Raw genomic sequence first — 21,207 nt, 5'->3', positions numbered from 1 at the left:
CTACAAAATGACAACGATAACAACATTAGATCCGATTGAAACCGCATCGCGTGACGAATTAGTCGCTCTGCAGACCGAGCGCCTGAAGTGGACGCTCAAACACGCCTATGAAAATGTCCCGATGTACCGCCGTAAATTTGATGCGGCAGGGGTTCACCCGGATGATTTCCGTGAGCTGAGCGATCTGAGCAAGTTTCCCTGCACCACCAAGCAGGACCTGCGCGATAACTATCCGTTTGATACCTTCGCGGTACCGATGGAGCAGGTAGTGCGTATCCATGCGTCATCCGGTACCACGGGTAAACCGACGGTGGTGGGCTATACGCAAAATGATATCGATACCTGGGCTAACATCGTCGCCCGTTCGCTACGTGCCGCAGGCGGTACCGCGAAAGATAAAATCCACGTCGCTTATGGCTATGGCCTTTTCACAGGCGGACTGGGCGCACACTACGGCGCGGAACGCTTAGGGGCAACGGTGATCCCGATGTCCGGCGGCCAGACCGAGAAACAGGCGCAGCTGATCCGTGATTTTAAGCCCGACATGATCATGGTCACGCCATCTTACTGCCTGAACCTGATTGAAGAGCTGGAGCGCCAGATGGGCGGTGATGCGCGGGGCTGTTCGCTGCGTACCGGTGTCTTTGGCGCAGAGCCGTGGACAACGGGGATGCGCGCGGAGATCGAACGTCGCCTCGGTATTACGGCGCTCGATATTTATGGCCTGTCGGAAGTGATGGGGCCGGGCGTGGCGATGGAGTGCATCGAAACGGGTGATGGTCCGACAATCTGGGAGGATCATTTCTTCCCGGAAGTGGTCAATCCGGATGACGGTACGCCACTGGCTGACGGTGAGCACGGCGAACTGCTGTTCACCACGCTGACGAAAGAAGCGCTGCCGGTCATTCGTTATCGTACCCGCGACCTGACGCGCCTGCTGCCGGGAACCGCGCGCACGATGCGTCGTATGGATCGCATTAGCGGGCGCAGCGATGACATGCTGATTATTCGCGGCGTCAACGTATTCCCGTCTCAGGTGGAAGAAGAGATCCTCAAGATTGATCATCTGGCCCCGCATTATCAGCTTGAAGTGGATCGCCGTGGCCATCTTGATTCACTTTCGGTACGCGTGGAGCTTAAAGAGAGTAGCCTGGTGCTAAGCCACGAGCAGCGCTGCCAGATTTGCCACCATCTGCGTCATCGCATTAAGTCGATGGTCGGCATTTCAACGGATGTCAGCATCGTCAATTGCGGCAGCATTCCACGCTCCGAAGGCAAGGCCTGCCGCGTGTTTGACCTGCGTAAAGCTGCCGCCAACGGCTAAGTCTCGTAGGCCTGATAAGCGTAGCGCCATCAGGCACAATGGCGCAACGCTGCCGGATGGCGGCGTTGCCTTATCCGGCCTACAAACTCCTGGCGTATCGCTGATCTATTCCTGTGCTATGATTCAAAAAGCACAAAAAAGACAACAGTATGAATCATATGGAAAAGCTCGATAGTTTTATTCAGCAGGCGGTAACCGCAATGCCGGTCAGCGGCACCTCGCTTATCGCCTCGCTTTACGGGGACTGTTTATCGCAACGCGGTGGAGAAGTCTGGTTGGGTAGTGTTGCCGCGCTGCTGGAAGGGCTTGGCTTCGGTGAGCGTTTTGTACGTACCGCACTGTTTCGCCTTAATAAAGAAGAATGGCTGGACGTGGTACGTATCGGCCGACGCAGTTTCTACCGCCTGAGCGATAAAGGGCTACGCTTGACGCGTCGCGCCGAGAGCAAAATCTACCGTGCCAGCGCCCCTGAGTGGGACGGTACCTGGCTGCTGCTGTTCTCCGAAGGGCTGGAAAAAAACACCCTCGCCGAAGTTAAAAAGCAGCTGTTATGGCAAGGTTTTGGCGTACTGGCGCCGAGTCTGCTGGCGTCACCATCGCAAAAGCTGGCGGACGTCCAGTCGCTGCTCCATGAAGCTGGGGTGGCGGAAAACGTCATCGTTTTTGAGGCGCATTCGCCGTTGGCGCTCTCCCGCGCCGCGCTGCGTGAGCGGGTAGAAGGGTGCTGGCACTTAACCGAACAAAATGCCATGTACGAGGCGTTTATCACTCTGTTCCGTCCGTTGTTACCGTTGCTACGTGACGCCGGGCCGGACGAACTTACGCCAGAGCGCTGCTTCCAGATCCGCCTGTTGCTCATTCACCTTTATCGTCGGGTTGTGCTCAAAGATCCGCTGCTGCCGGAAGAATTGTTGCCTGCTCACTGGCTAGGGCAGACGGCGCGTCAGCTGTGTATTAATATTTATCAACGTGTTGCGCCCGGCGCCCAGGTTTTCGTCAGCGAAAAAGGCGAGAGCTCGGTGGGGGAACTACCCGCGCCAGGGCCGCTCTATTATCAACGCTTCGGCGGATTAGCCGAGGCGTAACAGGAGAAGCCATGCCGATTTACCAGATTGACGGGATGATCCCGGTAGTTCCTGCGGAAAGCTATGTTCACCCAACCGCAGTGCTGATTGGCGATGTCATTCTCGGCAAAGGTGTTTATGTTGGCCCCAATGCCAGCCTGCGCGGAGATTTTGGGCGTATCGTGGTTAAAGATGGGGCGAATATCCAGGATAACTGCGTGATGCACGGATTTCCCGGCCAGGATACGGTGGTGGAAGAGGACGGACATATCGGCCACGGAGCTATTCTGCACGGCTGTGTGATAGGGCGTAACGCGCTGGTCGGCATGAGCGCGGTGATTATCGATGGCGCGACCATTGGTGAGAACAGTATCGTTGGTGCTTCGGCGTTTGTGAAAGCGCGCGCCGAGATGCCTGCCAACCATCTGATTGTCGGCAGCCCGGCGAAAGCGATTCGCATGTTAACTGAGCAGGAGCTGGTGTGGAAAAAACAGGGCACTCGCGAATATCAGGTGCTGGTTGAGCGCTGCCAGAAGACGCTGGCAGAGGTGCAGCCGCTGACTGCGGTAGAACCCGACAGAAAGCGGCTGGAGTTTGATGAGAATTTGCAACCTAAGTCAGCGGGTTAGCAATTCTACGCAATACCTGGTGTCAGAACTGATAGCTGGCGGTGATGCTGACGTTGCGCGGCTCACCATAAACGATAGAACCGTCGATATTCGTGTCATAGGTTTTATCGAACAGGTTATTGAGGTTACCCTGCACTGAGAAGTTTTTTGTTACCTGGTAACGGGTGAACAAATCTACCAGGGCGTAGCTTCCCTGTTCCGCGCGGAATGTGCCATAAGGCGTGACCGTATCGCTGTAAACTCGATTCTGCCAATTGACTCCGCCGCCTACGGTCAGTTCCGGCATGGCTGGCAGGCGATAACGGGTGAACAGTTTTACCGTGGTCCGTGGCAGGTTAGGGTTTACAGCATTGCCTTCGTTGTCTTCAGCAACATAGCGTGTCGCGCCAAACGTCATCTGCCAGTTATCGGTGATCGCACCGTTAATTTCGAATTCGACCCCTTTGCTGACTGTACCATCCATCGCTTTAAAGGCCGTATCGCCATTGCTACCGGCGATTGGCACGCCGGTTGATTGCGCTACGTTATCCTGTTCAATGCGGAACACCGCGAGCGTGGTGGTTAAACGGCTGTTCATCCAGTCGGACTTCAGGCCAAGCTCATAGTTGTTGCCGGTAATCGGAGAGAGATATTTACCGGAACTGTCGCGCTTGTTCTGCGGCTGGAAGATTGAGGTATAGCTGGCGTAGGTAGACCAGTTATCGTCAATGTCATACACCAGGCCCGCGTACGGGGTGGTGTGGTTTTGCTCCATGCTGTAGGTCAGGGTGTCGATACGCCAATTGGTATAACGCGCGCCGACAATCAAATGCAGTGGGTCGGCCAGCGAAATACGCGTTGCGGCGTACAGCGATTTCATGTGCGTGGTATCGTCCTGAGCCAATGACTGCGGTTTCCAGTTAGTTTCCGGGAAGTTACCATCGTAGGTATAGAAGCTGCCGATTTCGTTGGGGAAAACGTTCGCCCACGAGCTTTCATAACGGTTATTCTGTTTACTGTAGCTGCCGCCCAGAATCAGATTATGCTGACGACCAAACAGATCGTAACCGCCGTCGGCAAATAGATCGACAGCATCCACTTTACGTTTGCCGCTGTTCCAGCCGGTTCCTCCGACATAGTCATATCCCGGACCATAGTTGCCATATGGGCCAATCAGCGTGCCGTCGGCCTTATTAACATAGGCATCGACGTACATCATTTTACTGTCGAACTTGACCTCGGAGTGGGTGGCGTTCATGGTCGCCTGCCAGGTATCGGCAAAACGTTGTTTGATGGTGACAAACACTTTGTTGAAGTCTTTATCGTTGTAAGCCCAGTCCGGCGCAGTGCTGCGCGAACGGTCATAGCTGTTTTTACTGCCATCGGTATTCCAGCGCGGTAATCCACCCCAGGTTGGGCTGTTGATATCAATGCGCTGGTATTCATAACCTGCAGACAGGCTGGTGGTGTCACCCAAATCGGCATCGACAATCCCGGAGAAGAACATTTTTTCGCTATTGTAGCGATCAAGCCAGGAGTCGTTATTCTGGTAACCCGCCACGATGCGACCGCGCACATTGCCGTCTGCCGTAAGCGGGCTTTGCAGATCGGTCACATAGCGTTGTTTGTTCCAACTGCCATATTCTGCAGAAACATTACCGGTGAACTCGCGGCTGGTGGCATGCTTACGGATCATGTTAATGGAGGCTGAAGGGTTACCCGTCCCGGTCATCAGTCCGTTTGCACCACGGACCACTTCGATACGCTCAAAAAGGGCTGTGTCGGAAAGGGCGTCACCGAGATTCCAGCGGGATTCAAAATAGGTCGGGATCCCATCGACCATATAGTTATCAATCTGAAATCCGCGCGAGTAATAGCTGCTGCGATCGGAATCCGCCTGGCTTTTGCTTATCCCCAACGTGTTGTCCATCACATCGCCCAGCGTTTGCAACTGCTGATCTTCCATGCGTTGCTGGCTGACAATGCTGACCGATTGCGGAATATCGCGCTGTGTCATCTGCATTTTTGTGCCCGCGGTCGTCGATTTAACGCTGTAATCCTGTTCGTCGCTGGATGCGGCTGGAGCAGAACCCTCCACGATCACTGTCTCTTCAGCAGGGGCTGCGAGGCTGGTGGAAGGTAAAAGCGCTAGCGTAATGCAGGCTGCCAGCGCAGAAGGGGCAAGCCCCGGTTGGCGTTGAATATTCCCGTTGAGTGTTGTGAAAGACATCGAAAAGTCCTTGATAATTATTAATATTAAGTTCGAATCACCGGTAGTTGTGATGAGCCCTTTGGTGTAAATTATTAAATGCGTATGTAAATACAAATGCGAAATATACGCATTAGCACTTAATGTGTAAACGGATGCTACGACATAAATGAAATATTGTTTCAGTACTATGCTTGAGCAATAGCGCTGGGAAATGGTTATAAGAGCAGCATTGACTGGGGTTTTCGCTTAAAAAATCGAGGGTTAAAGTTGAAAGAGCGTGAGTAACTCGCTCATACTCTATACTCGCAGAGTTACCCGGCGTAGCATGGCAAAACGCTTGGGCTGTTAATGAAAAAGGAAAACGTCGTGGCAGAAGAAACTATATTCAGCAAAATTATCCGTCGTGAAATTCCGTCGGATATCGTATACCAGGATGAACTGGTCACTGCGTTTCGTGATATTTCCCCTCAGGCACCTACGCATATTCTGATCATTCCTAACATCCTGATCCCAACCGTCAACGATGTGACGGCTGAACATGAACAGGCATTGGGCCGCATGATCACCGTTGCAGCGAAAATTGCTGAGCAGGAAGGCATTGCTGCAGATGGGTACCGCTTAATCATGAACACCAACCGCCACGGGGGTCAGGAGGTGTATCACATTCATATGCACCTGCTGGGTGGCCGTGCGCTTGGCCCAATGCTCGCGCATAAAGGTCTGTAGGCATGATCAGAGGATGCATTGTACTTTCACTGGGCTTGCTGCTACTGGCGGGTTGTCGAACACACCCAGAAATTCCGGTAAGTGATGAACAGTCGCTGGTGATGGAGTCAACGATTCTGGCGGCAGGTATAACAGCAGAACAGCCCACGTTAACCACGTCTGATATTCAGGCCTCGGCATCCTCGCGACTCTATAACGAAAGACAAGAACCCGTCACCGTTCATTATCGGTTTTACTGGTATGACGCCAGAGGACTGGAAATGCATCCTCTGGAAGCGCCGCGCAGCGTGACTATCCCGGCTCATTCGTCGGTGACGCTGTACGGCAGCGCCAATTTTCTGGGGGCGCACAAGGTTAGACTTTATCTTTATTTGTAAGGGGTGAATCTTGATGATCAAAATGAATCGCTACGCACTGGTTGCCGCGCTGGCGATGTTTCTCTCTGGCTGTGTGGTGCAACGAGAGCCCGCACCGGTAGAGGAAGTCAAGCCGGTGCCGGAACAGCCTGTGCAACCGCAACAGCCGGTGCCGGTAGTGCCAACGGTGCCAACCATACCGCAGCAGCCGGGTCCGATTGAGCACGAGGACCAAACGGCGCAGCCGACGCCACGTCAACGTCATTATGACTGGAACGGGGCTATGCAGCCGATGGTCGGAAAAATGCTGCAGGCTGACGGCGTAAAAGCGGGCGGCGTTCTGCTGGTTGATAGCGTGAATAACCGCACCAACGGCTCGCTGAACGCGGGTGAAGCCACCGAAACCTTACGTAATGCTCTGGCGAATAACGGTAAGTTTACTCTGGTTTCCGCTCAGCAACTGGCAGTCGCCAAGCAGCAGTTAGGTCTGTCGCCGAACGATAGCCTGGGAACGCGCAGTAAAGCGATTGGTATCGCCCGTAACGTTGGCGCGCAGTATGTGCTTTATTCCAGCGCATCCGGCAACGTCAATTCGCCTGCGCTGCAAATGCAATTAATGCTGGTACAAACTGGCGAGATAATCTGGTCAGGTAAAGGTGCCGTTCAGCAACAATAACAGACTCACGCGCGGCGAAGTGTTGTCGCGCTATTTCCCGCAGTATCATCCCGTCGCAGCCAGCCAAACTGGCCTGAGTGGCGGGAGCTGCATCATTGAGCATCATTCTCACCGGCTGGTACTGCGTTGTCATCACGACCCTGATGCGCCGGAATCGCATTTCTTACGCCAATATCATGCGTTAAAACACCTGCCAGAAAACCTTGCGCCACGTCCTCATTTTTATACGCGTGGGTGGATGGCCGTCGAGTTTTTTCACGGTAAGGTAGAATCCAGATTACCGGACGCCGACGAACTCGCAGGCTTACTGTATCATCTGCACCAGCAACCCCGATTGGGCTGGCGAATCAGCCTGCTGCTGCTACTTGAACAGTACTGGCAGTGTGGCGATCCGGCGCGTCGTACACCATGCTGGCTGCGCGCGCTGAAGCGGCTGAGGAAACGAGGTGAGCCTCGACCTTTGCGTCTGGGGCCGCTGCATATGGATGTTCACGGTGACAACATCGTACGCACAGCCTCAGGGCTGCGGCTGATTGACTGGGAATACGCCGGAGACGGTGATATTGCCCTGGAGCTGGCGGCGGTATGGGTCAGCGATGAATCCCAGCACCAACAGCTGGTTAGCACCTACGCTCAACGAGCGCACATTGAGCCAGACGTTTTGTGGCGACAAGTCAGACAATGGCAACCCTGGATAATGATGCTGAAGGCGGGGTGGTTTGAGTATCGCTGGCGGCAAACCGGTGATAGACAATTTATCAGGCTGGCCGATGAAACCTGGCGGCAGCTAACAATGAAAGGATAAGGAGAGCAGTGTGGGCCCAGTAATGTTGGATGTCGAAGGGTATGAGCTGGACGCAGAAGAGCGTGAGATTCTGGCGCATCCGCTGGTAGGTGGGTTGATCCTCTTTACCCGAAATTATCATGACCCGGAACAGCTGCGTGAATTAGTGCGACAAATCCGGACTGCGTCACGTAACCATCTGGTGGTGGCGGTAGATCAGGAAGGCGGACGCGTACAGCGCTTTCGAGAAGGCTTTACTCGCCTGCCTGCGGCTCAATCGTTTGCCGCGCTGCACGGTCTGGAAGAGGGCGGCAAACTGGCTCAGGACGCCGGATGGTTGATGGCCAGCGAAATGATCGCGATGGATATTGATATCAGCTTTGCACCGGTACTGGATGTGGGCCATATCAGCGCCGCAATCGGCGAGCGTTCTTACCACGCCGATCCGCTAAAAGCATTGGCGATGGCGACCCGCTTCATTGACGGTATGCATGCCGCAGGCATGAAAACGACCGGTAAACATTTCCCTGGTCATGGGGCCGTGACGGCGGATTCACACAAAGAAACCCCAACCGATCCTCGCTCAGAAGCCGAGATTCGTGCGAAAGATATGTCCGTGTTCCAGACGTTGATTACGGAGAACAAACTGGATGCCATTATGCCTGCGCACGTCATCTACAGTGATGTAGATCCGCGTCCGGCGAGTGGCTCATCTCACTGGCTGAAAACGGTGCTGCGCCAGGAGCTTGGCTTCGATGGTGTCATTTTCTCCGACGATTTGTCGATGGAAGGGGCGGCGATTATGGGAAGCTATGCCCAGCGTGGACAGGCATCGCTGGATGCAGGTTGCGATATGATCCTGGTCTGCAATAATCGTAAGGGAGCGGTCAGTGTGTTAGATAATCTGTCGCCGATCAATGCAGAACGTGTTACACGTTTGTATCATAAAGGTTCATTTTCACGTCAGGAACTGATGGATTCGGCACGCTGGAAGACGGTAAGCGCTCAGCTAAACCAGCTTCATGAGCGCTGGCAGGAAGAGAAAGCAGGTCATTAACGCAAGTTTGGCGAGGATGCGATGATTATCTATTTACACGGTTTTGACTCTAACAGCCCGGGCAACCATGAGAAGGTGTTGCAGCTGCAATTCATCGACCCGGATGTCAGGCTGATTAGCTACAGTACGCGGCATCCCAAACATGATATGCAGCATCTGCTAAAAGAAGTGGACAAAATGCTACAGCTGAATGTGGATGACCGTCCGCTGATTTGTGGTGTGGGGCTCGGGGGATATTGGGCTGAACGGATTGGTTTTCTGTGTGATATTCGTCAGGTAGTGTTTAATCCTAACCTGTTCCCGTATGAGAACATGGAAGGCAAAATTGACAGACCTGAGGAGTATGCAGACATCGCAACAAAATGCGTGACCAATTTCCGCGAAAAGAATCGCGATCGCTGTCTGGTTATCCTGTCGCGTCATGATGAAGCGCTCAATAGCCAGCGTTCGTCGGAAGAGCTGCATCACTTTTACGAGATAGTCTGGGACGAAGAGCAGACGCATAAGTTTAAGAATATCTCTCCGCATTTGCAGCGCATCAAAGCGTTCAAGACGTTAGGTTAATCCTTATTGAGTGCGTAAAAAACCAGCCATCGGGCTGGTTTTTTTGTTCTTAAAGTTCCGGTTGTCTATCTTTTCAGCATCAAAACTTGATACACATCAATTTTGGTATGACCAATGCACCGTTCGTGTTATTCTCACTCTCGAAGAACATTTTCATTACTGTAACTTGTTGTTAATTAAGAGCTATATTAATAACTTTTAATTAACAATTGGTTAATAAATTTGAGGGGGTCACGTTGACTACACCATTGAAAAGGATCGTGATTGTCGGCGGCGGTGCTGGCGGACTGGAAATGGCGACGCAGTTGGGTAAAAAACTCGGGCGTAAGAAAAAGGCCAAAATCACACTGGTAGACAGAAACCACAGTCATTTGTGGAAACCGTTACTGCATGAAGTGGCGACGGGTTCACTGGATGAAGGCGTGGATGCGCTGAGCTATCTGGCACATGCCCGTAACCATGGCTTCCAGTTTCAGTTAGGTTCGGTGATAGATATCGATCGTGAAGCGAAGACCATTACTCTCGCTGAGCTGCGCGATGAGAAGGGGGATCTGCTGGTTCCTGAGCGTAAAGTGCCGTATGACACGCTGGTGATGGCGTTGGGCAGTACCTCCAACGATTTCAACACTCCTGGCGTGAAAGAAAACTGCATTTTCCTCGATAACCCGCATCAGGCGCGTCGTTTCCACCAGGAGATGCTGAATCTGTTCCTGAAGTATTCCGCGAATCTGGGCGCTAACGGAAAAGTGAATATCGCCATTGTGGGCGGTGGTGCGACGGGGGTTGAGCTCTCCGCTGAGCTGCACAATGCGGTAAAACAACTGCACAGCTATGGTTACAAAGGACTGACCAACGACGCGCTGAACGTTACGCTGGTGGAAGCTGGCGAGCGCATTCTGCCTGCGTTGCCGCCGCGTATTTCCGGTGCTGCGCATAATGAGTTAACCAAACTGGGCGTACGCGTACTGACCCAGACGATGGTTACCAGCGCTGACGAAGGCGGACTGCACACCAAAGATGGCGAATACATTAAAGCCGACCTGATGGTGTGGGCGGCGGGTATCAAAGCGCCAGACTTTATGAAAGACATTGGCGGTCTGGAAACGAACCGTATTAACCAACTGGTGGTTGAGCCAACTCTGCAGAGCACGCGCGATCCTGACGTGTACGCGATTGGTGACTGCGCTTCCTGCGCTCGCCCGGAAGGGGGTTTTGTGCCTCCGCGCGCTCAGGCAGCACACCAGATGGCGACCTGTGCGATGAACAATATTCTGGCACAGATGAACGGCAAGCCACTGAAAGCGTATCAGTACAAAGATCACGGCTCTCTGGTCTCGCTCTCTAACTTTTCTACCGTGGGTAGCCTGATGGGCAACCTGACTCGTGGTTCGATGATGGTGGAAGGGCGTATTGCGCGCTTTGTATACATCTCACTGTACCGCATGCACCAGATTGCTTTGCACGGCTACTTCAAAACCGGCCTGATGATGCTGGTCGGCAGTATCAACCGGGTGATTCGCCCGCGTCTGAAACTGCATTAATATCGACTTGTGGCGCCGGATGATTTTACGCATCCGGCGCCTTCCTTCAGAGTTCTCCGAATCATCCTGCGTTCGTGCCTCATCCTGCTATTTTCATCCGTAATCTGATTGGCATTCCTTACCTTCTGTTGCAAAGTTGTTGCTAATAGCAAAAAAGGAGGAAGTCCCGTGAATAAATCAATGTTGGCGGGTATAGGGATTGGCGTAGCTGCTGCGCTGGGTGTTGCAGCAGTGGCCAGTCTGAACGTTTTCGAGCGTGGCCCACAGTATGCGCAAGTTGTCTCTGCAACACCGATTAAAGAGTCGGTAAAAACACCGCGTCAGGAGTGCCGGAACGTAACTGTCACGCACCGTAAGCCGGTTCAAGATGAAAACCGTATTGCGGGTTCCGTATTGGGTGCGGTTGCGGGTGGCGTTATTGGCCATCAGTTTGGCGGCGGACGTGGTAAAGATATTGCCACCGTGGCCGGGGCTTTAGGCGGCGGCTATGCAGGTAATCAGATTCAGGGTTCGATGCAGGAAAACGATACTTACACCACCACGCAGCAGCGTTGTAAAACGGTGTATGACAAATCTGAAAAGATGCTGGGCTACGACGTGACGTACAAAATTGGCGATCAGCAGGGGAAAATCCGTATGGATAAGGACCCCGGCGCGCAAATTCCGTTGGATAACAACGGACAGTTGGTACTGAATAACAAAGCGTAAAATAGCATTATCCTGAACATTAGCCCCCCATTCGCTCAGGCTGGGGGGCTTTTTTTATCAGAAGGTTAAGGCATAGTTCAGACCAAAGGTGCGGCCCCGGCCCTTGTACTCATACAGTGACGGACTGCCGTAGGTTGGGCTGTACAGCAGTGGCGCACGTTGTCCCCACAGCGTGGTGTACTCTTCATTCAGCAGGTTTTCCACGCTAAAGGTCAGCTTACCCAACGGGAGCTGATAGCTGCCGATAAAGTCCATGGTGTTATAGCCATCCAGCTTATTGCCGCTGGCGTCGGTCAGATCAAATGTTTGCTGGCTCTGTACGCGCAAGGTCCACGGTTCTGGTGCCCAGCCGACCCATGCGGTTGCTTTCGACGGTGAGGCCAGAGTCACATCCCATTTTTGCCATTTACCGTTCTGTTTCACTTCCGATTTAATGACATTGAAGTTGCCGCCCAGGCTCCAGTCCGTATCCGCAATGAAATAATCCACCGCGCCTTCAATGCCATAAATGCGGCGATCGTCGGGTTGAACGTTAATGGTCATATCGCTGCGGTTGATAACGATCGATTTATCCGAAGTCGAGTAGTAAGCGGCCAGTTGCGTGCGCAGACTATCGCCGGTGTAGCGCCATCCCAGTTCGTACGAGTTAACTTTAATCCCTTCCAGACGTGAATCCGCCACGTTGACGCTGCGCTGGAGCTGGTAATGATCGCCAACCAGCGAATAGGTGCCGTTACCGTAATATTTCCCTGGATCCGGAAGCTCCACGCCCTGAGAGAAATTAAACCACGTTTGCTGACGGTCAGTCAGATGGGCGAGGATACCGGCGTTGAACAGGAAATTATCGTAATCGGTTTTGCCGCCCGGAATGGTATCGGCAGAGTTCGCAAGCCCGGTCGCTATTCCCTGCTGTTGAGCATAGCCAACGAAATCATCAACCCTGTTTTCGGTCCATTGATAGCGCACGCCGCCGCTGAGGGTAAAGATGTCGTTAATGTCATAGCTGTTTTGCAGGAAAGGCGCGAAGTTGGTGATGCTGTAACCGGGGTAACGCCCGGTGGTATAAGCGGTGCGGTTATCCATGCCGCCAGAGGGCAGGGACCAGGCCAGATCGAAGAATTTCTGATTGGAATCGAAGGTCTCGTGATCGGCATCGATACCCCACGTCAGCTCCCAGTTATCCATCAACTGGCTGTTGAGGGTAATTTTGGCGCCAAACTGGTCTGTGTCCTGCTGTGATGCGGAGAAACTGGTGACCTTACCTTTGCTGAGCGTCGGGAAAGGATAGAATTTCAGCGATTCGTCGCGGTAATAGATTTGGCTGACCAGGTTCTGGCCGAAAAAATCCGCATCTGAATATTGCAGGCTGATCAGATGACGTTCGGTGCCGGGAATACGATCGGAATTCAGTCCGCTGCTGGTATAAGCTTTACCGCTTCCGGTCACGGCGGACATGTTCTCGCCGAGATCCAGCCCGTAATCATCATCCCCCTGGCTCTTGTAATACTGTGTAACCAGTTGCAACTGACGGTTGTCGTCAAGTTCAATCGTCCCGGTGCCCATCACGTCCAGACGATCGGAGTGCTGTAGCCCGGTTTGGGTGTTATCCAGCAGCAGGGCATCGTGATTACCGTCATACCAGCCGCCAAATCGTTGATACGCGACGGACATACGCCCGGAAGCGCGATCTGTTCCTCCACTCACCGCCGCGGCAACGCGTTCATCATGATCATTACTGTTGTTGAAGCCGCTTTTGCTCCCCAGTTCGAGTTCTACTTCACGCTCCGGCTGGCCTTTTTTGGTGACGATGTTGATTAATCCGCCGGTACTGCCACCGCCATAAAGTGAGGTTGCGCCTGAAATGACTTCAATGTGCGCAATGTTAAACGGGTCAATGGAGTCAAGCTGACGGCTGTCGGTTCGCGAGGAGTTCAGACGGACACCGTCAATGAGCACGACAATGGCGCGACCACGCATGTTCATGCCGTAGTTTGTACGCCCCTGGCTACTGACATCGATTCCTGGGATTAACTGAGCAAGAACATCCTTGAACTCTTTCCCCCCCTGAACCTGTTGTTCAATCTCGCTTCCTTCAATAACCCAGGTCGTTTGCGCCATTTCTGCCACGGTGCGTTGGCTACGGTTGGCGCTGACGATGAGGTTCTCTTCCTCAGCCGCAATGGCCGGGAGGGTTAAAGACAACAGGAGAGGATTGAGCACCCAGAGACGCTTATTCATTTGTATTCCTTTTAAAAAGAGTCGATCTGTTTTTGTTATGGCGGTAGAGAAACCGATGGTTACATTGTGAAACAGGCATTAAAACAAATGCGAATATTGCTGATAACAATTGTCGTTATCAATACCTTTTACAAAAAATGATCGGATAACACGATGAAAACAATGAAAAATGTAGGGACAATGGAACGGGAATCTAACCGGGGGCTTTATCAGCTCCCGGGGGGGTTAGTACAGCGGGGGAATTGCGGGAAAGGGTTAAGCTTTGACGAGTTCGGGCCACAGCCGCAGGGTGGTACGTGCGATCTGCATCAGTTTTTCAAACGTTGCACCTTCACGGGCGCTGATCGACATACCTTGTAAAATACAGTTCAGGTATTCAGCCAGTTTTTGCACGTCACAGTAGGCGGGGATTTCACCTCGTTGCTGACGCTGATGAAGAAACTGAGTAAGCGTCTGTTCCTGCATCGCATGGCGGGATTTCACCGTATGCGCAATATCGCGGGAAGAGGCTGCCAGCGTCGCAGAAGTGTTAATCATGAAACATCCCGCCGGGGTGTCCTTGCTGGTAAAGCAGGTCGCTATGGCGGTGAAATAGTCTTCCAGTGCGGACTCAAGGCTTTTTTCTTCACAAAACAGCTGGGCTTCGTGTTTCGCCGCAAAGCGGGTGATGTAGCGGTCCAGTACGGCACGGAACAACCCTTCTTTATTGGTGAACTCCGCATACAGCGTGGGCGCTTTTGCGCCGGTAGCTTCTACGAGATCGGCGAGCGAGGTCGCTTCATATCCGTGCTGCCAGAAGAGTGTCATGGCCTTATCAAGCGCGGCTTCCCTGTCGAACACTTTTGGTCGGCCACGGCTTTTTTTTGCACAACCTGTCGTTTCAGTTGTCATGGCGCCGATGTACCTTTGTTGGGTTTATTGAACAACCATTATAAAAATATTCGACTGCACACTCCAGCGGATTCACGATAAAAATAAAATATAGCTATTGGTATGAAAAATAAGACCTTTATATTTTATATAACGATCATTATAAAAAAGTATTGACGTGTGACCTGGATCACATCTATGATTTACCTATCGATCGTTAAGTTAATCTTTTCGACACCCATTCATCTGCTAAAGGTCACTATCATGAAAAACGTAAAAACCCTGTTTGTTGCTGCTGTTCTTAGCTCACTGTCATTTGCAAGCTTCGCCGCTGTTGAAGTTCAGTCCACACCTGCGGGTCAAGAGAAAGTCGGTACTATTTCTGCGAATGCGGGGACTAACTTAGGTTCACTGGAAGACCAACTGGCGCAGAAAGCCGATGAGATGGGTGCGAAGTCTTTCCGTATTACTTCCGTTACCGGCCCTAACACCCTTCATGGGACTGCTGTTATCTACAAATAAGATTTAACCCATCGCAATGCCACTGCGAGTTAAATAAAAAACCCCCGCGGAATAAAATCCAGCGGGGGTTTTTTATGTGCAGAGTTTACATCGGCTGTTGAGCAACGTCGTGATGACGGGTCACATCGACCGGCATGCCTGAGCGAATCTCCATCGCATGATCCATGACGGCGGCATCTGTTTGCGCCGCATTTTTAAATGTCTGCATGGACGCGTTCAGCACGATTGGCAACAGTTGCGGGTCGTCATTGATTTTTTCGGACAGCGGCTGATGCACTTCTACTAGCCGCACGCCGTTAGGCTCAACGGATGCTTTGATCGGCGTATTGATAATATTGACCTTAGTTCCGGGCGTTACCTGACGGAACAGGGTTTCGATATCACCGTCGCGCAGACGAATACAGCCGGAACTGACGCGCATGCCGATGCCAAAGTCAGCATTGGTGCCGTGCAGCAGATAAACGCCGCCGTATGCCGCTAAGCGAATTGCATGATGGCCCATCGGGTTATCCGGACCGGCAGGTACAACGGCAGGCAGGTCAATTCCGTTTGCTTTGTATCGCGCGCGGATATTTGCCGTCGGCGTCCAGGTGGGGTTGGCGCGTTTATCAGAAATGGTGGTTACCATCGTAGGCGTCAGCGTGTCACCACCTAACTGACCAATACCAATAGGATAAACGGTCACCGAATTGGTCCCCGGCTGGTAATAATAAAGACGCAGTTCGGCGAGGTTGATAACAATACCTTCGCGCGGGGCGTCAGGTAGCAGAGTTTGTAATGGAATAGTCAGCACGCTGCCCGGACGTGGTACGTAAGGATCAACGCCGGGGTTGGCCTGCAGCAGCGCTAAAAAGCCGACATTATATTTTTTCGCAATCGCCTCCAGAGAACCGCCATTATCTTCAACAACGTGAACGGTATTCTGGCCCACCAGACGGCTTCCCGGCGGTGGCAGCGGCCAGGTGTTTGCCTGAGCCGGAAGTGCTAACGCGAAGGTCGCTGCCAGCGTAAAAAACGCGAGCCAGCGAGAGAGTCGTTTATTGTTTAACATCACCATAAATCCATTGTTTTTACGTGGTTTTTATTATGTAAAAGTAAACGAGAATTATGGCGGTTTGCTGTGTCTGGAAGTGCAGGGAAGTGCAAAGAGTTTGTAAATTCATCAGGCCGGGTGAGTGGTGTGCTCACCCGGCCTGTTCACTATGCTACGGCGTTTTCTTCAAGCTGACGCATAAACTGGCGGACCCAGTCGATCCGCGTTTTACGCTCGCCCAGATCCTGCATAAATTTCAGTCGGGTTGGGCCGTCCAGACGGAAGTGTTGCGGTTGTTTTTGCAGTAAACCAATCAGCCAGACCGGGTTGACGTGGTTTTTCTCGGCAAATTCAATGGTACCGCCTTTGTCATGACCTTCGAGCTTTCTGATCCCCAGTTTCTGCGCCTGCTGGCGTAAACGAGCGATATCCAGCAACGTACGAGCCGGGTCGGGCAGCAGGCCAAAACGATCTATCAGCTCGACCTTAATCTCTTCCAGTTCGTTTTCGACTTTCGCGCTGGCAATGCGCTTGTAGAACGATAGTCGGGTGTTAACATCCGGTATATAGTCATCCGGCAGCAGAGACGGCATACGCAATTCAACTTCGGTTTGCTGGCTGGTGAGATCTTCCAGTGACGGCTCACGCCCTTCTTTGAGCGCATCGACCGCATTTTCCAGCAACTCCATATACAGCGAGAAGCCGATGCTTTCCATGGAACCACTTTGATCTTCACCCAGCAGTTCCCCGGCGCCGCGAATTTCAAGGTCGTGGGTCGCCAGCGCAAATCCTGCACCTAAATCTTCCAGCGAGGCGATGGCTTCCAGACGCTTTTGCGCGTCGGTGGTCATTGCTTTTGGATGCGGCGTCAGCAGCCAGGCGTACGCCTGATGGTGTGAGCGTCCCACACGACCGCGCAGCTGGTGCAATTGCGCTAAACCAAAGTGATCGGCGCGTTCGATGATAATGGTGTTGGCGGTCGGAATGTCGATCCCGGTTTCGATAATGGTGGTACACACCAGCACGTTAAAACGCTGATGGTGGAAATCGTTCATCACGCGTTCCAGCTCGCGCTCGCGCATTTGCCCGTGGCCGATGCCAATACGCGCTTCCGGCACCAGTTCCGCTAATCTGTCAGCGGTTTTCTGGATATTTTCGACGTCGTTAAACAGATAATAAACTTGTCCCCCGCGCAGAACTTCACGCAGGATCGCCTCGCGTACCACCAGGCTGTCGTATTCGCGCACGAAGGTTTTGACCGCCAGACGACGAGCGGGCGGCGTGGCGATGATCGACAGATCGCGCATGCCGCTCATCGCCATATTGAGCGTACGCGGAATAGGCGTTGCCGTCAGGGTCAGAATATCGACATCCGCGCGCATCGCCTTGATGCGTTCTTTGTGGCGAACGCCGAAACGGTGCTCTTCATCGACAATCAGCAGACCCAGATCTTTTAACTTCACATCCGCTTGCAGCAGCTTGTGCGTGCCGATGAGAATATCAATTTTCCCCTCGGCAACCTGTTCCAGAATCTGCGCTTGCTCTTTGGCGCTACGGAAACGGGACAACATCTCAATGCGTACTGGCCAGTTGGCAAAACGATCGCGGAAGTTGTCGAAGTGCTGCTGTGCGAGCAGGGTAGTCGGAACCAGCACGGCAACCTGTTTGTGGTTCTCTACGGCAAGGAAAGCGGCGCGCATCGCGACTTCGGTTTTACCAAAACCGACGTCGCCGCACACCAGGCGGTCCATGGCCAGCGGTTGACACATATCGCTGAGTACAGCGTTGATCGCCTGCGCCTGGTCAGGCGTGGTTTCAAACGGGAAGCTGTCGCAAAACAGCTGATACTGTTCACGGTCATGCTTAAAGGCAAAGCCTTCTTTCGCCGCGCGCTGGGCATAAATATCCAGCAGCTCTGCCGCGACATCGCGCACCTTCTCAGCGGCTTTCTGTCGGGCGCGTGACCAGGCATCGCCGCCCAGTTTATGCAGTGGCGCATTCTCTTCTGCACCGCCCGCATAGCGACTGATCAGATGCAGTGACGACACCGGCACGTACAGTTTGGCGTCGTTGGCATAGGTGAGCATCAGATATTCACCGGTGATACCGCCAGCTTCCAGCGTGGTCATCCCGGCATAGCGACCCACGCCGTGTTCCAGATGCACTACCGGCTGACCGGGATGCAGCTCTGCAAGGTTACGAATTAAGGTATCCGGGTTGATGGTGCGACGCGAATCCTGGCGGCGACGCGCCACGCGTTCCCCAAGCAAATCGCTTTCACAAATGAGTGCCAGATTGCGTTTGCTATCGATGAAGCCGTGCTCAGCTGCGCCAATCATCAGATAACGACCGTTATCTACGGCTTCATCGAGTCGCAATATCCGCTTCGGTGCCACTTTGATACGAGCGAGCAACTCGCCAAGCGCTTCACGTCGGCCTTCACTTTCGACCGAGAAAATCACCGGGCCGGTAAAGCCCTCAAGGAATTTACGTAACGCATCTAACGGTGATTTTTGCTGTGCCTGCACGGCGATGTCCGGCAGCTTCTGGAACCCGAGGTTGGTATTCGCAGCTTTGTTCGCCAGACTCTCGGTTTTCAGTTGAACGCGCGGCCAGCGTTTAAGTTCAGAAAACAGCTCATCAACCCTCAGCCACAGCGATTCCGGCGGCAGAAGCGGGCGCATCGGATCAACACCGCGATTTTCAAAGCGTGACAGGGTATCGGCCTGGAAGCGTTCTGCGCTGGTCTCGATATCACCGGTATTGACCAATAACGTATTGCCGGGGAAGTAGCTGAACAGCGGCGGCAGCGGCTCGCTGAAAAACAGCGGTTGCCAGTATTCAATACCCGCAGGTAACGTGCCTTTGCTGACCTGCTGATAAATATGTTCGGCGTCGCGTTTAACCTCAAAGGTATCGCGCCACTGACTACGGAATAGCTCGATGGCCGTTTTGTCAGTCGGGAATTCGTGCGCGGGGAGCAAATTAATGGCATCGACTTCTTCCAGCGTGCGCTGGGTGTCGGTATCAAACAGACGCAGGCTGTCGATTTCGTCATCAAAGAAATCCAGACGATAAGGCAACTCGCTGCCCATCGGGAACAGATCCAACAACGCGCCGCGCGTGGCGTATTCGCCGTGTTCCATGACCTGATCAACATGGCGATAGCCAGCGCTATCCAACTGTTCGCGCAGGGCGTCGCGCGAAAGCCGCTGACCTTTTTTCATGACCAGCGCATGCCCGTGCAGATAGCTGTGCGGACAGACACGCTGCATCAGGGTATTTACCGGAACGATCAGTACGCCTCGCTGCATGGCAGGCAGTTGATACAGCGTAGAGAGACGCGAAGAGATAATCTCCTGATGGGGAGAAAAACTGTCATAGGGCAGCGTTTCCCAGTCGGCCAGGTTCATCACCATCTGGTCGGTAAACTGACGAATTTCATCATGCAGGCGCAAAGCATTTTGCATGTCCGGCGCGATCAGCACCACTGGACCGGCGTGATGTTCGGCGATTTCGGCGACCAGCGTTGCGCAGGCGGCACCGGTAAGCTCACCCAACTGGCGCTGATCGCCAGCTTTCGCTGGGAGCGTGTAACGATGTTGTTCAGGCATTCGGTTGTCAGGTTCTCGTTTAGATATACATCTGATAAGCAATGTTCTTTATTATCCGTGATCGTTTCTCATAAGCAAATTGATTCGCCCCCTGATGGGGGCAAAAAGCGCGTTGGGGTTAGCGCGAAACGACCGATAAAGAAGGCGGGGAAAAGAGCAGGTCGGCCACTGTTTTTTGTGAAATTTTACGCACCAACAGGCCAAACAAGGTGCACAGCAGCAGGCAGGCGAATGGATACACCAACAGCAGGGCCAGCTCTGCATATGCAGGCCAGGCGGCATGATTAATGTTGGGGATTAGCGTTAAGCTGAACAGCTCAACCAGAATTCGGTGGGTGGTGTAGATGGCGATGGTATTGGCACCAATCACGCTTAACGGGCCGGACTCACGCATACCAAAGCGCAGCTCAAACTGATAAAACAGCTTCATGATCAGCACAATGGAAAGAAGAGAAAGTAATAGTGAGACATTTGCCAGCCACGCGACGATGGCGGCGATTGCGCTAACCAGAACAATGAGCGCATGGCGGCGCAGGGGCACCTCCTTAATCCATACCATCAGCGTTGCGCCAAACCATGCACCGAGGCTGTACCAGGGCAGATTGCGAATCACGCTGTTCATTCCCCACCACGGCGTCGGGACAAAGTTGATCGCCACGCTCAGCGCCACAAATAACGCCAACAGCGGCACCGCCCAACGGCTGAAAATTTTACACAGAACAAAATAGACAATCAGCGCGTACAGATACCACAAGCTGGTACTGGCGGTCAGCATCCCGTGGGTAAAACCTGCGATCGAACCAGCATAAGCGGCGTTGGCAGCATGGCTCAGATCGCGCTGTGGGGCCAGCCAGTTATTGAGCGTCACTAACGCCAGCCATTGCACCACACCCCAGAGTATCAGCACCCAGGCAATACTCCAGATCCGTTTATCCACGCAGGTGGTCCACGGGACGCTATCAATGTAGCGACGGATCAGATATCCCGAAATAAAGAAAAAGACCGGCATGCGAAACGGCGCCAGGTACAAATTGAGGTAAATCCAGCATTTGCTCAGCAGCTCTGAAAGCGGATGCTGAAAAGTAGTGAGGTGCGGGTAAAATGTGATTACCGAGTGGTAAATCACCACCAGGCAGATACATAACCCTTTGATTTTATTAATCCATGGTTCTTTTTTATTCATCGAGACGGCGTATCCATATTGTTGATTATAGCCTGCCATCCTGCGCAACCCGCTGTGCGCTGTAATGCGTAACTGTCTGCATTTTGATTTTTTAAGATAAAGAGCAGGGACCAGGATGGAAGGGAAG

General features: G+C 53.0%; 18 protein-coding genes. 12 read left to right on the top strand and 6 right to left on the bottom strand.

The features are described 5' to 3' along the window. Nucleotides 1-7 precede the first annotated feature (7 nt). The 3 genes from paaK to paaY all read left to right on the top strand — a co-directional run bounded on the left by paaK (nucleotide 8) and on the right by paaY (nucleotide 3,017). Nucleotides 8-1,324 (top strand): phenylacetate--CoA ligase PaaK, encoded by a 1,317-nt coding sequence (paaK, locus tag OGX67_RS18415; RefSeq protein WP_057064229.1) that lies wholly within the window; start codon nucleotides 8-10, stop codon nucleotides 1,322-1,324. A gap of 158 nt (nucleotides 1,325-1,482) precedes the next feature. Beyond that, nucleotides 1,483-2,409 carry a phenylacetic acid degradation operon negative regulatory protein PaaX gene (gene paaX / locus OGX67_RS18410; protein WP_286526955.1) on the top strand — a complete coding sequence of 309 codons (927 nt, stop codon included), beginning with the start codon at nucleotides 1,483-1,485 and terminating at the stop codon, nucleotides 2,407-2,409. 11 nt (nucleotides 2,410-2,420) lie between these two features. Beyond that, nucleotides 2,421-3,017 (top strand): phenylacetic acid degradation protein PaaY, encoded by a 597-nt coding sequence (gene paaY, locus OGX67_RS18405; protein WP_044711783.1) that lies wholly within the window; start codon nucleotides 2,421-2,423, stop codon nucleotides 3,015-3,017. Nucleotides 3,018-3,039: 22 nt separating this feature from the next. On the opposite strand, the gene fhuE is transcribed toward paaY, so the two are convergent. Next, on the bottom strand, nucleotides 3,040-5,226 hold the full coding sequence (gene fhuE / locus OGX67_RS18400) for a ferric-rhodotorulic acid/ferric-coprogen receptor FhuE (RefSeq protein WP_257651395.1): 2,187 nt from the start codon (nucleotides 5,224-5,226) through the stop codon (nucleotides 3,040-3,042). A gap of 348 nt (nucleotides 5,227-5,574) precedes the next feature. On the opposite strand from fhuE, the gene hinT reads away from it, so the two are divergent. The 8 genes from hinT (at nucleotide 5,575) to OGX67_RS18360 (ending at nucleotide 11,620) form a co-directional block, all read left to right on the top strand. Next, nucleotides 5,575-5,934 carry a purine nucleoside phosphoramidase gene (gene hinT, locus OGX67_RS18395; protein ID WP_003030826.1) on the top strand — a complete coding sequence of 120 codons (360 nt, stop codon included), beginning with the start codon at nucleotides 5,575-5,577 and terminating at the stop codon, nucleotides 5,932-5,934. A 2-nt stretch (nucleotides 5,935-5,936) separates the two neighbouring features. Continuing rightward, nucleotides 5,937-6,311 (top strand): YcfL family putative periplasmic lipoprotein, encoded by a 375-nt coding sequence (locus tag OGX67_RS18390; protein WP_003846733.1) that lies wholly within the window; start codon nucleotides 5,937-5,939, stop codon nucleotides 6,309-6,311. Nucleotides 6,312-6,324: 13 nt separating this feature from the next. Beyond that, nucleotides 6,325-6,966: a penicillin-binding protein activator LpoB gene (lpoB, locus tag OGX67_RS18385; protein ID WP_003030820.1), complete on the top strand. Its 642-nt coding sequence runs from the start codon at nucleotides 6,325-6,327 to the stop codon at nucleotides 6,964-6,966. Continuing rightward, nucleotides 6,947-7,771, top strand: coding sequence for a thiamine kinase (gene thiK, locus OGX67_RS18380; RefSeq protein WP_257651396.1), 825 nt, complete (start codon nucleotides 6,947-6,949; stop codon nucleotides 7,769-7,771). Before lpoB ends, thiK begins: the two co-directional genes overlap by 20 nt. 10 nt (nucleotides 7,772-7,781) lie before the next feature. Further along, nucleotides 7,782-8,807 carry a beta-N-acetylhexosaminidase gene (gene nagZ, locus OGX67_RS18375; protein ID WP_003846728.1) on the top strand — a complete coding sequence of 342 codons (1,026 nt, stop codon included), beginning with the start codon at nucleotides 7,782-7,784 and terminating at the stop codon, nucleotides 8,805-8,807. A 21-nt stretch (nucleotides 8,808-8,828) separates the two neighbouring features. Then, nucleotides 8,829-9,371, top strand: coding sequence for an alpha/beta hydrolase YcfP (gene ycfP / locus OGX67_RS18370; RefSeq protein ID WP_003030817.1), 543 nt, complete (start codon nucleotides 8,829-8,831; stop codon nucleotides 9,369-9,371). Nucleotides 9,372-9,607: 236 nt separating this feature from the next. Further along, nucleotides 9,608-10,912: an NADH-quinone dehydrogenase gene (ndh, locus tag OGX67_RS18365; RefSeq protein ID WP_003030815.1), complete on the top strand. Its 1,305-nt coding sequence runs from the start codon at nucleotides 9,608-9,610 to the stop codon at nucleotides 10,910-10,912. A 168-nt stretch (nucleotides 10,913-11,080) separates the two neighbouring features. Then, nucleotides 11,081-11,620: a glycine zipper 2TM domain-containing protein gene (locus OGX67_RS18360; RefSeq protein WP_003030814.1), complete on the top strand. Its 540-nt coding sequence runs from the start codon at nucleotides 11,081-11,083 to the stop codon at nucleotides 11,618-11,620. Nucleotides 11,621-11,677: 57 nt separating this feature from the next. Here the strand turns inward: OGX67_RS18360 and OGX67_RS18355 are convergent, their stop codons facing one another. Then, the gene (locus tag OGX67_RS18355) at nucleotides 11,678-13,858 is read right to left on the bottom strand and encodes a TonB-dependent siderophore receptor (RefSeq protein ID WP_204583716.1); all 2,181 of its coding nucleotides are present in this window, start codon (nucleotides 13,856-13,858) and stop codon (nucleotides 11,678-11,680) included. Nucleotides 13,859-14,113: 255 nt separating this feature from the next. Beyond that, a complete protein-coding gene (comR, locus tag OGX67_RS18350) occupies nucleotides 14,114-14,749 on the bottom strand; it encodes a TetR family copper-responsive transcriptional repressor ComR (protein WP_003030812.1) in 636 nt (211 codons plus the stop codon). Between the two features lie 243 nt (nucleotides 14,750-14,992). On the opposite strand from comR, the gene bhsA reads away from it, so the two are divergent. Further along, nucleotides 14,993-15,250, top strand: coding sequence for a multiple stress resistance protein BhsA (gene bhsA, locus OGX67_RS18345; protein ID WP_003030810.1), 258 nt, complete (start codon nucleotides 14,993-14,995; stop codon nucleotides 15,248-15,250). Between the two features lie 85 nt (nucleotides 15,251-15,335). On the opposite strand, the gene ldtC is transcribed toward bhsA, so the two are convergent. From ldtC to OGX67_RS18330, 3 genes are all read right to left on the bottom strand, one after another. After that, the gene (gene ldtC, locus OGX67_RS18340; RefSeq protein ID WP_016149995.1) at nucleotides 15,336-16,301 is read right to left on the bottom strand and encodes a L,D-transpeptidase LdtC; all 966 of its coding nucleotides are present in this window, start codon (nucleotides 16,299-16,301) and stop codon (nucleotides 15,336-15,338) included. A gap of 149 nt (nucleotides 16,302-16,450) precedes the next feature. Next, nucleotides 16,451-19,897 (bottom strand): transcription-repair coupling factor, encoded by a 3,447-nt coding sequence (gene mfd / locus OGX67_RS18335; protein ID WP_071696752.1) that lies wholly within the window; start codon nucleotides 19,895-19,897, stop codon nucleotides 16,451-16,453. A gap of 118 nt (nucleotides 19,898-20,015) precedes the next feature. Next, complete coding sequence (locus tag OGX67_RS18330; RefSeq protein WP_257651397.1) at nucleotides 20,016-21,080, bottom strand: acyltransferase family protein; 1,065 nt, start codon at nucleotides 21,078-21,080, stop codon at nucleotides 20,016-20,018. Nucleotides 21,081-21,207 lie beyond the last annotated feature (127 nt).

The organism is Citrobacter sp. Cf118 (assembly GCF_030334095.1).
Lineage (GTDB): Bacteria > Pseudomonadota > Gammaproteobacteria > Enterobacterales > Enterobacteriaceae > Citrobacter > Citrobacter freundii.
This window is presented reverse-complemented; position numbering and strand designations above follow the sequence as displayed.

Bases quoted from the DNA above. Each gene is read 5' to 3' on its own strand.
- paaX (WP_286526955.1), top strand. From the start codon at position 1,483: ATGGAAAAGCTCGATAGTTTTATTCAGCAGGCGGTAACCGCAATGCCG.
- bhsA (WP_003030810.1), top strand. From the start codon at position 14,993: ATGAAAAACGTAAAAACCCTGTTTGTTGCTGCTGTTCTTAGCTCACTG.
- ldtC (WP_016149995.1), bottom strand. From the start codon at position 16,301: ATGTTAAACAATAAACGACTCTCTCGCTGGCTCGCGTTTTTTACGCTG.
- paaY (WP_044711783.1), top strand. From the start codon at position 2,421: ATGCCGATTTACCAGATTGACGGGATGATCCCGGTAGTTCCTGCGGAA.
- paaK (WP_057064229.1), top strand. From the start codon at position 8: ATGACAACGATAACAACATTAGATCCGATTGAAACCGCATCGCGTGAC.
- mfd (WP_071696752.1), bottom strand. From the start codon at position 19,897: ATGCCTGAACAACATCGTTACACGCTCCCAGCGAAAGCTGGCGATCAG.
- OGX67_RS18330 (WP_257651397.1), bottom strand. From the start codon at position 21,080: ATGAATAAAAAAGAACCATGGATTAATAAAATCAAAGGGTTATGTATC.
- fhuE (WP_257651395.1), bottom strand. From the start codon at position 5,226: ATGTCTTTCACAACACTCAACGGGAATATTCAACGCCAACCGGGGCTT.
- comR (WP_003030812.1), bottom strand. From the start codon at position 14,749: ATGACAACTGAAACGACAGGTTGTGCAAAAAAAAGCCGTGGCCGACCA.
- OGX67_RS18355 (WP_204583716.1), bottom strand. From the start codon at position 13,858: ATGAATAAGCGTCTCTGGGTGCTCAATCCTCTCCTGTTGTCTTTAACC.
- OGX67_RS18390 (WP_003846733.1), top strand. From the start codon at position 5,937: ATGATCAGAGGATGCATTGTACTTTCACTGGGCTTGCTGCTACTGGCG.
- lpoB (WP_003030820.1), top strand. From the start codon at position 6,325: ATGATCAAAATGAATCGCTACGCACTGGTTGCCGCGCTGGCGATGTTT.
- ycfP (WP_003030817.1), top strand. From the start codon at position 8,829: ATGATTATCTATTTACACGGTTTTGACTCTAACAGCCCGGGCAACCAT.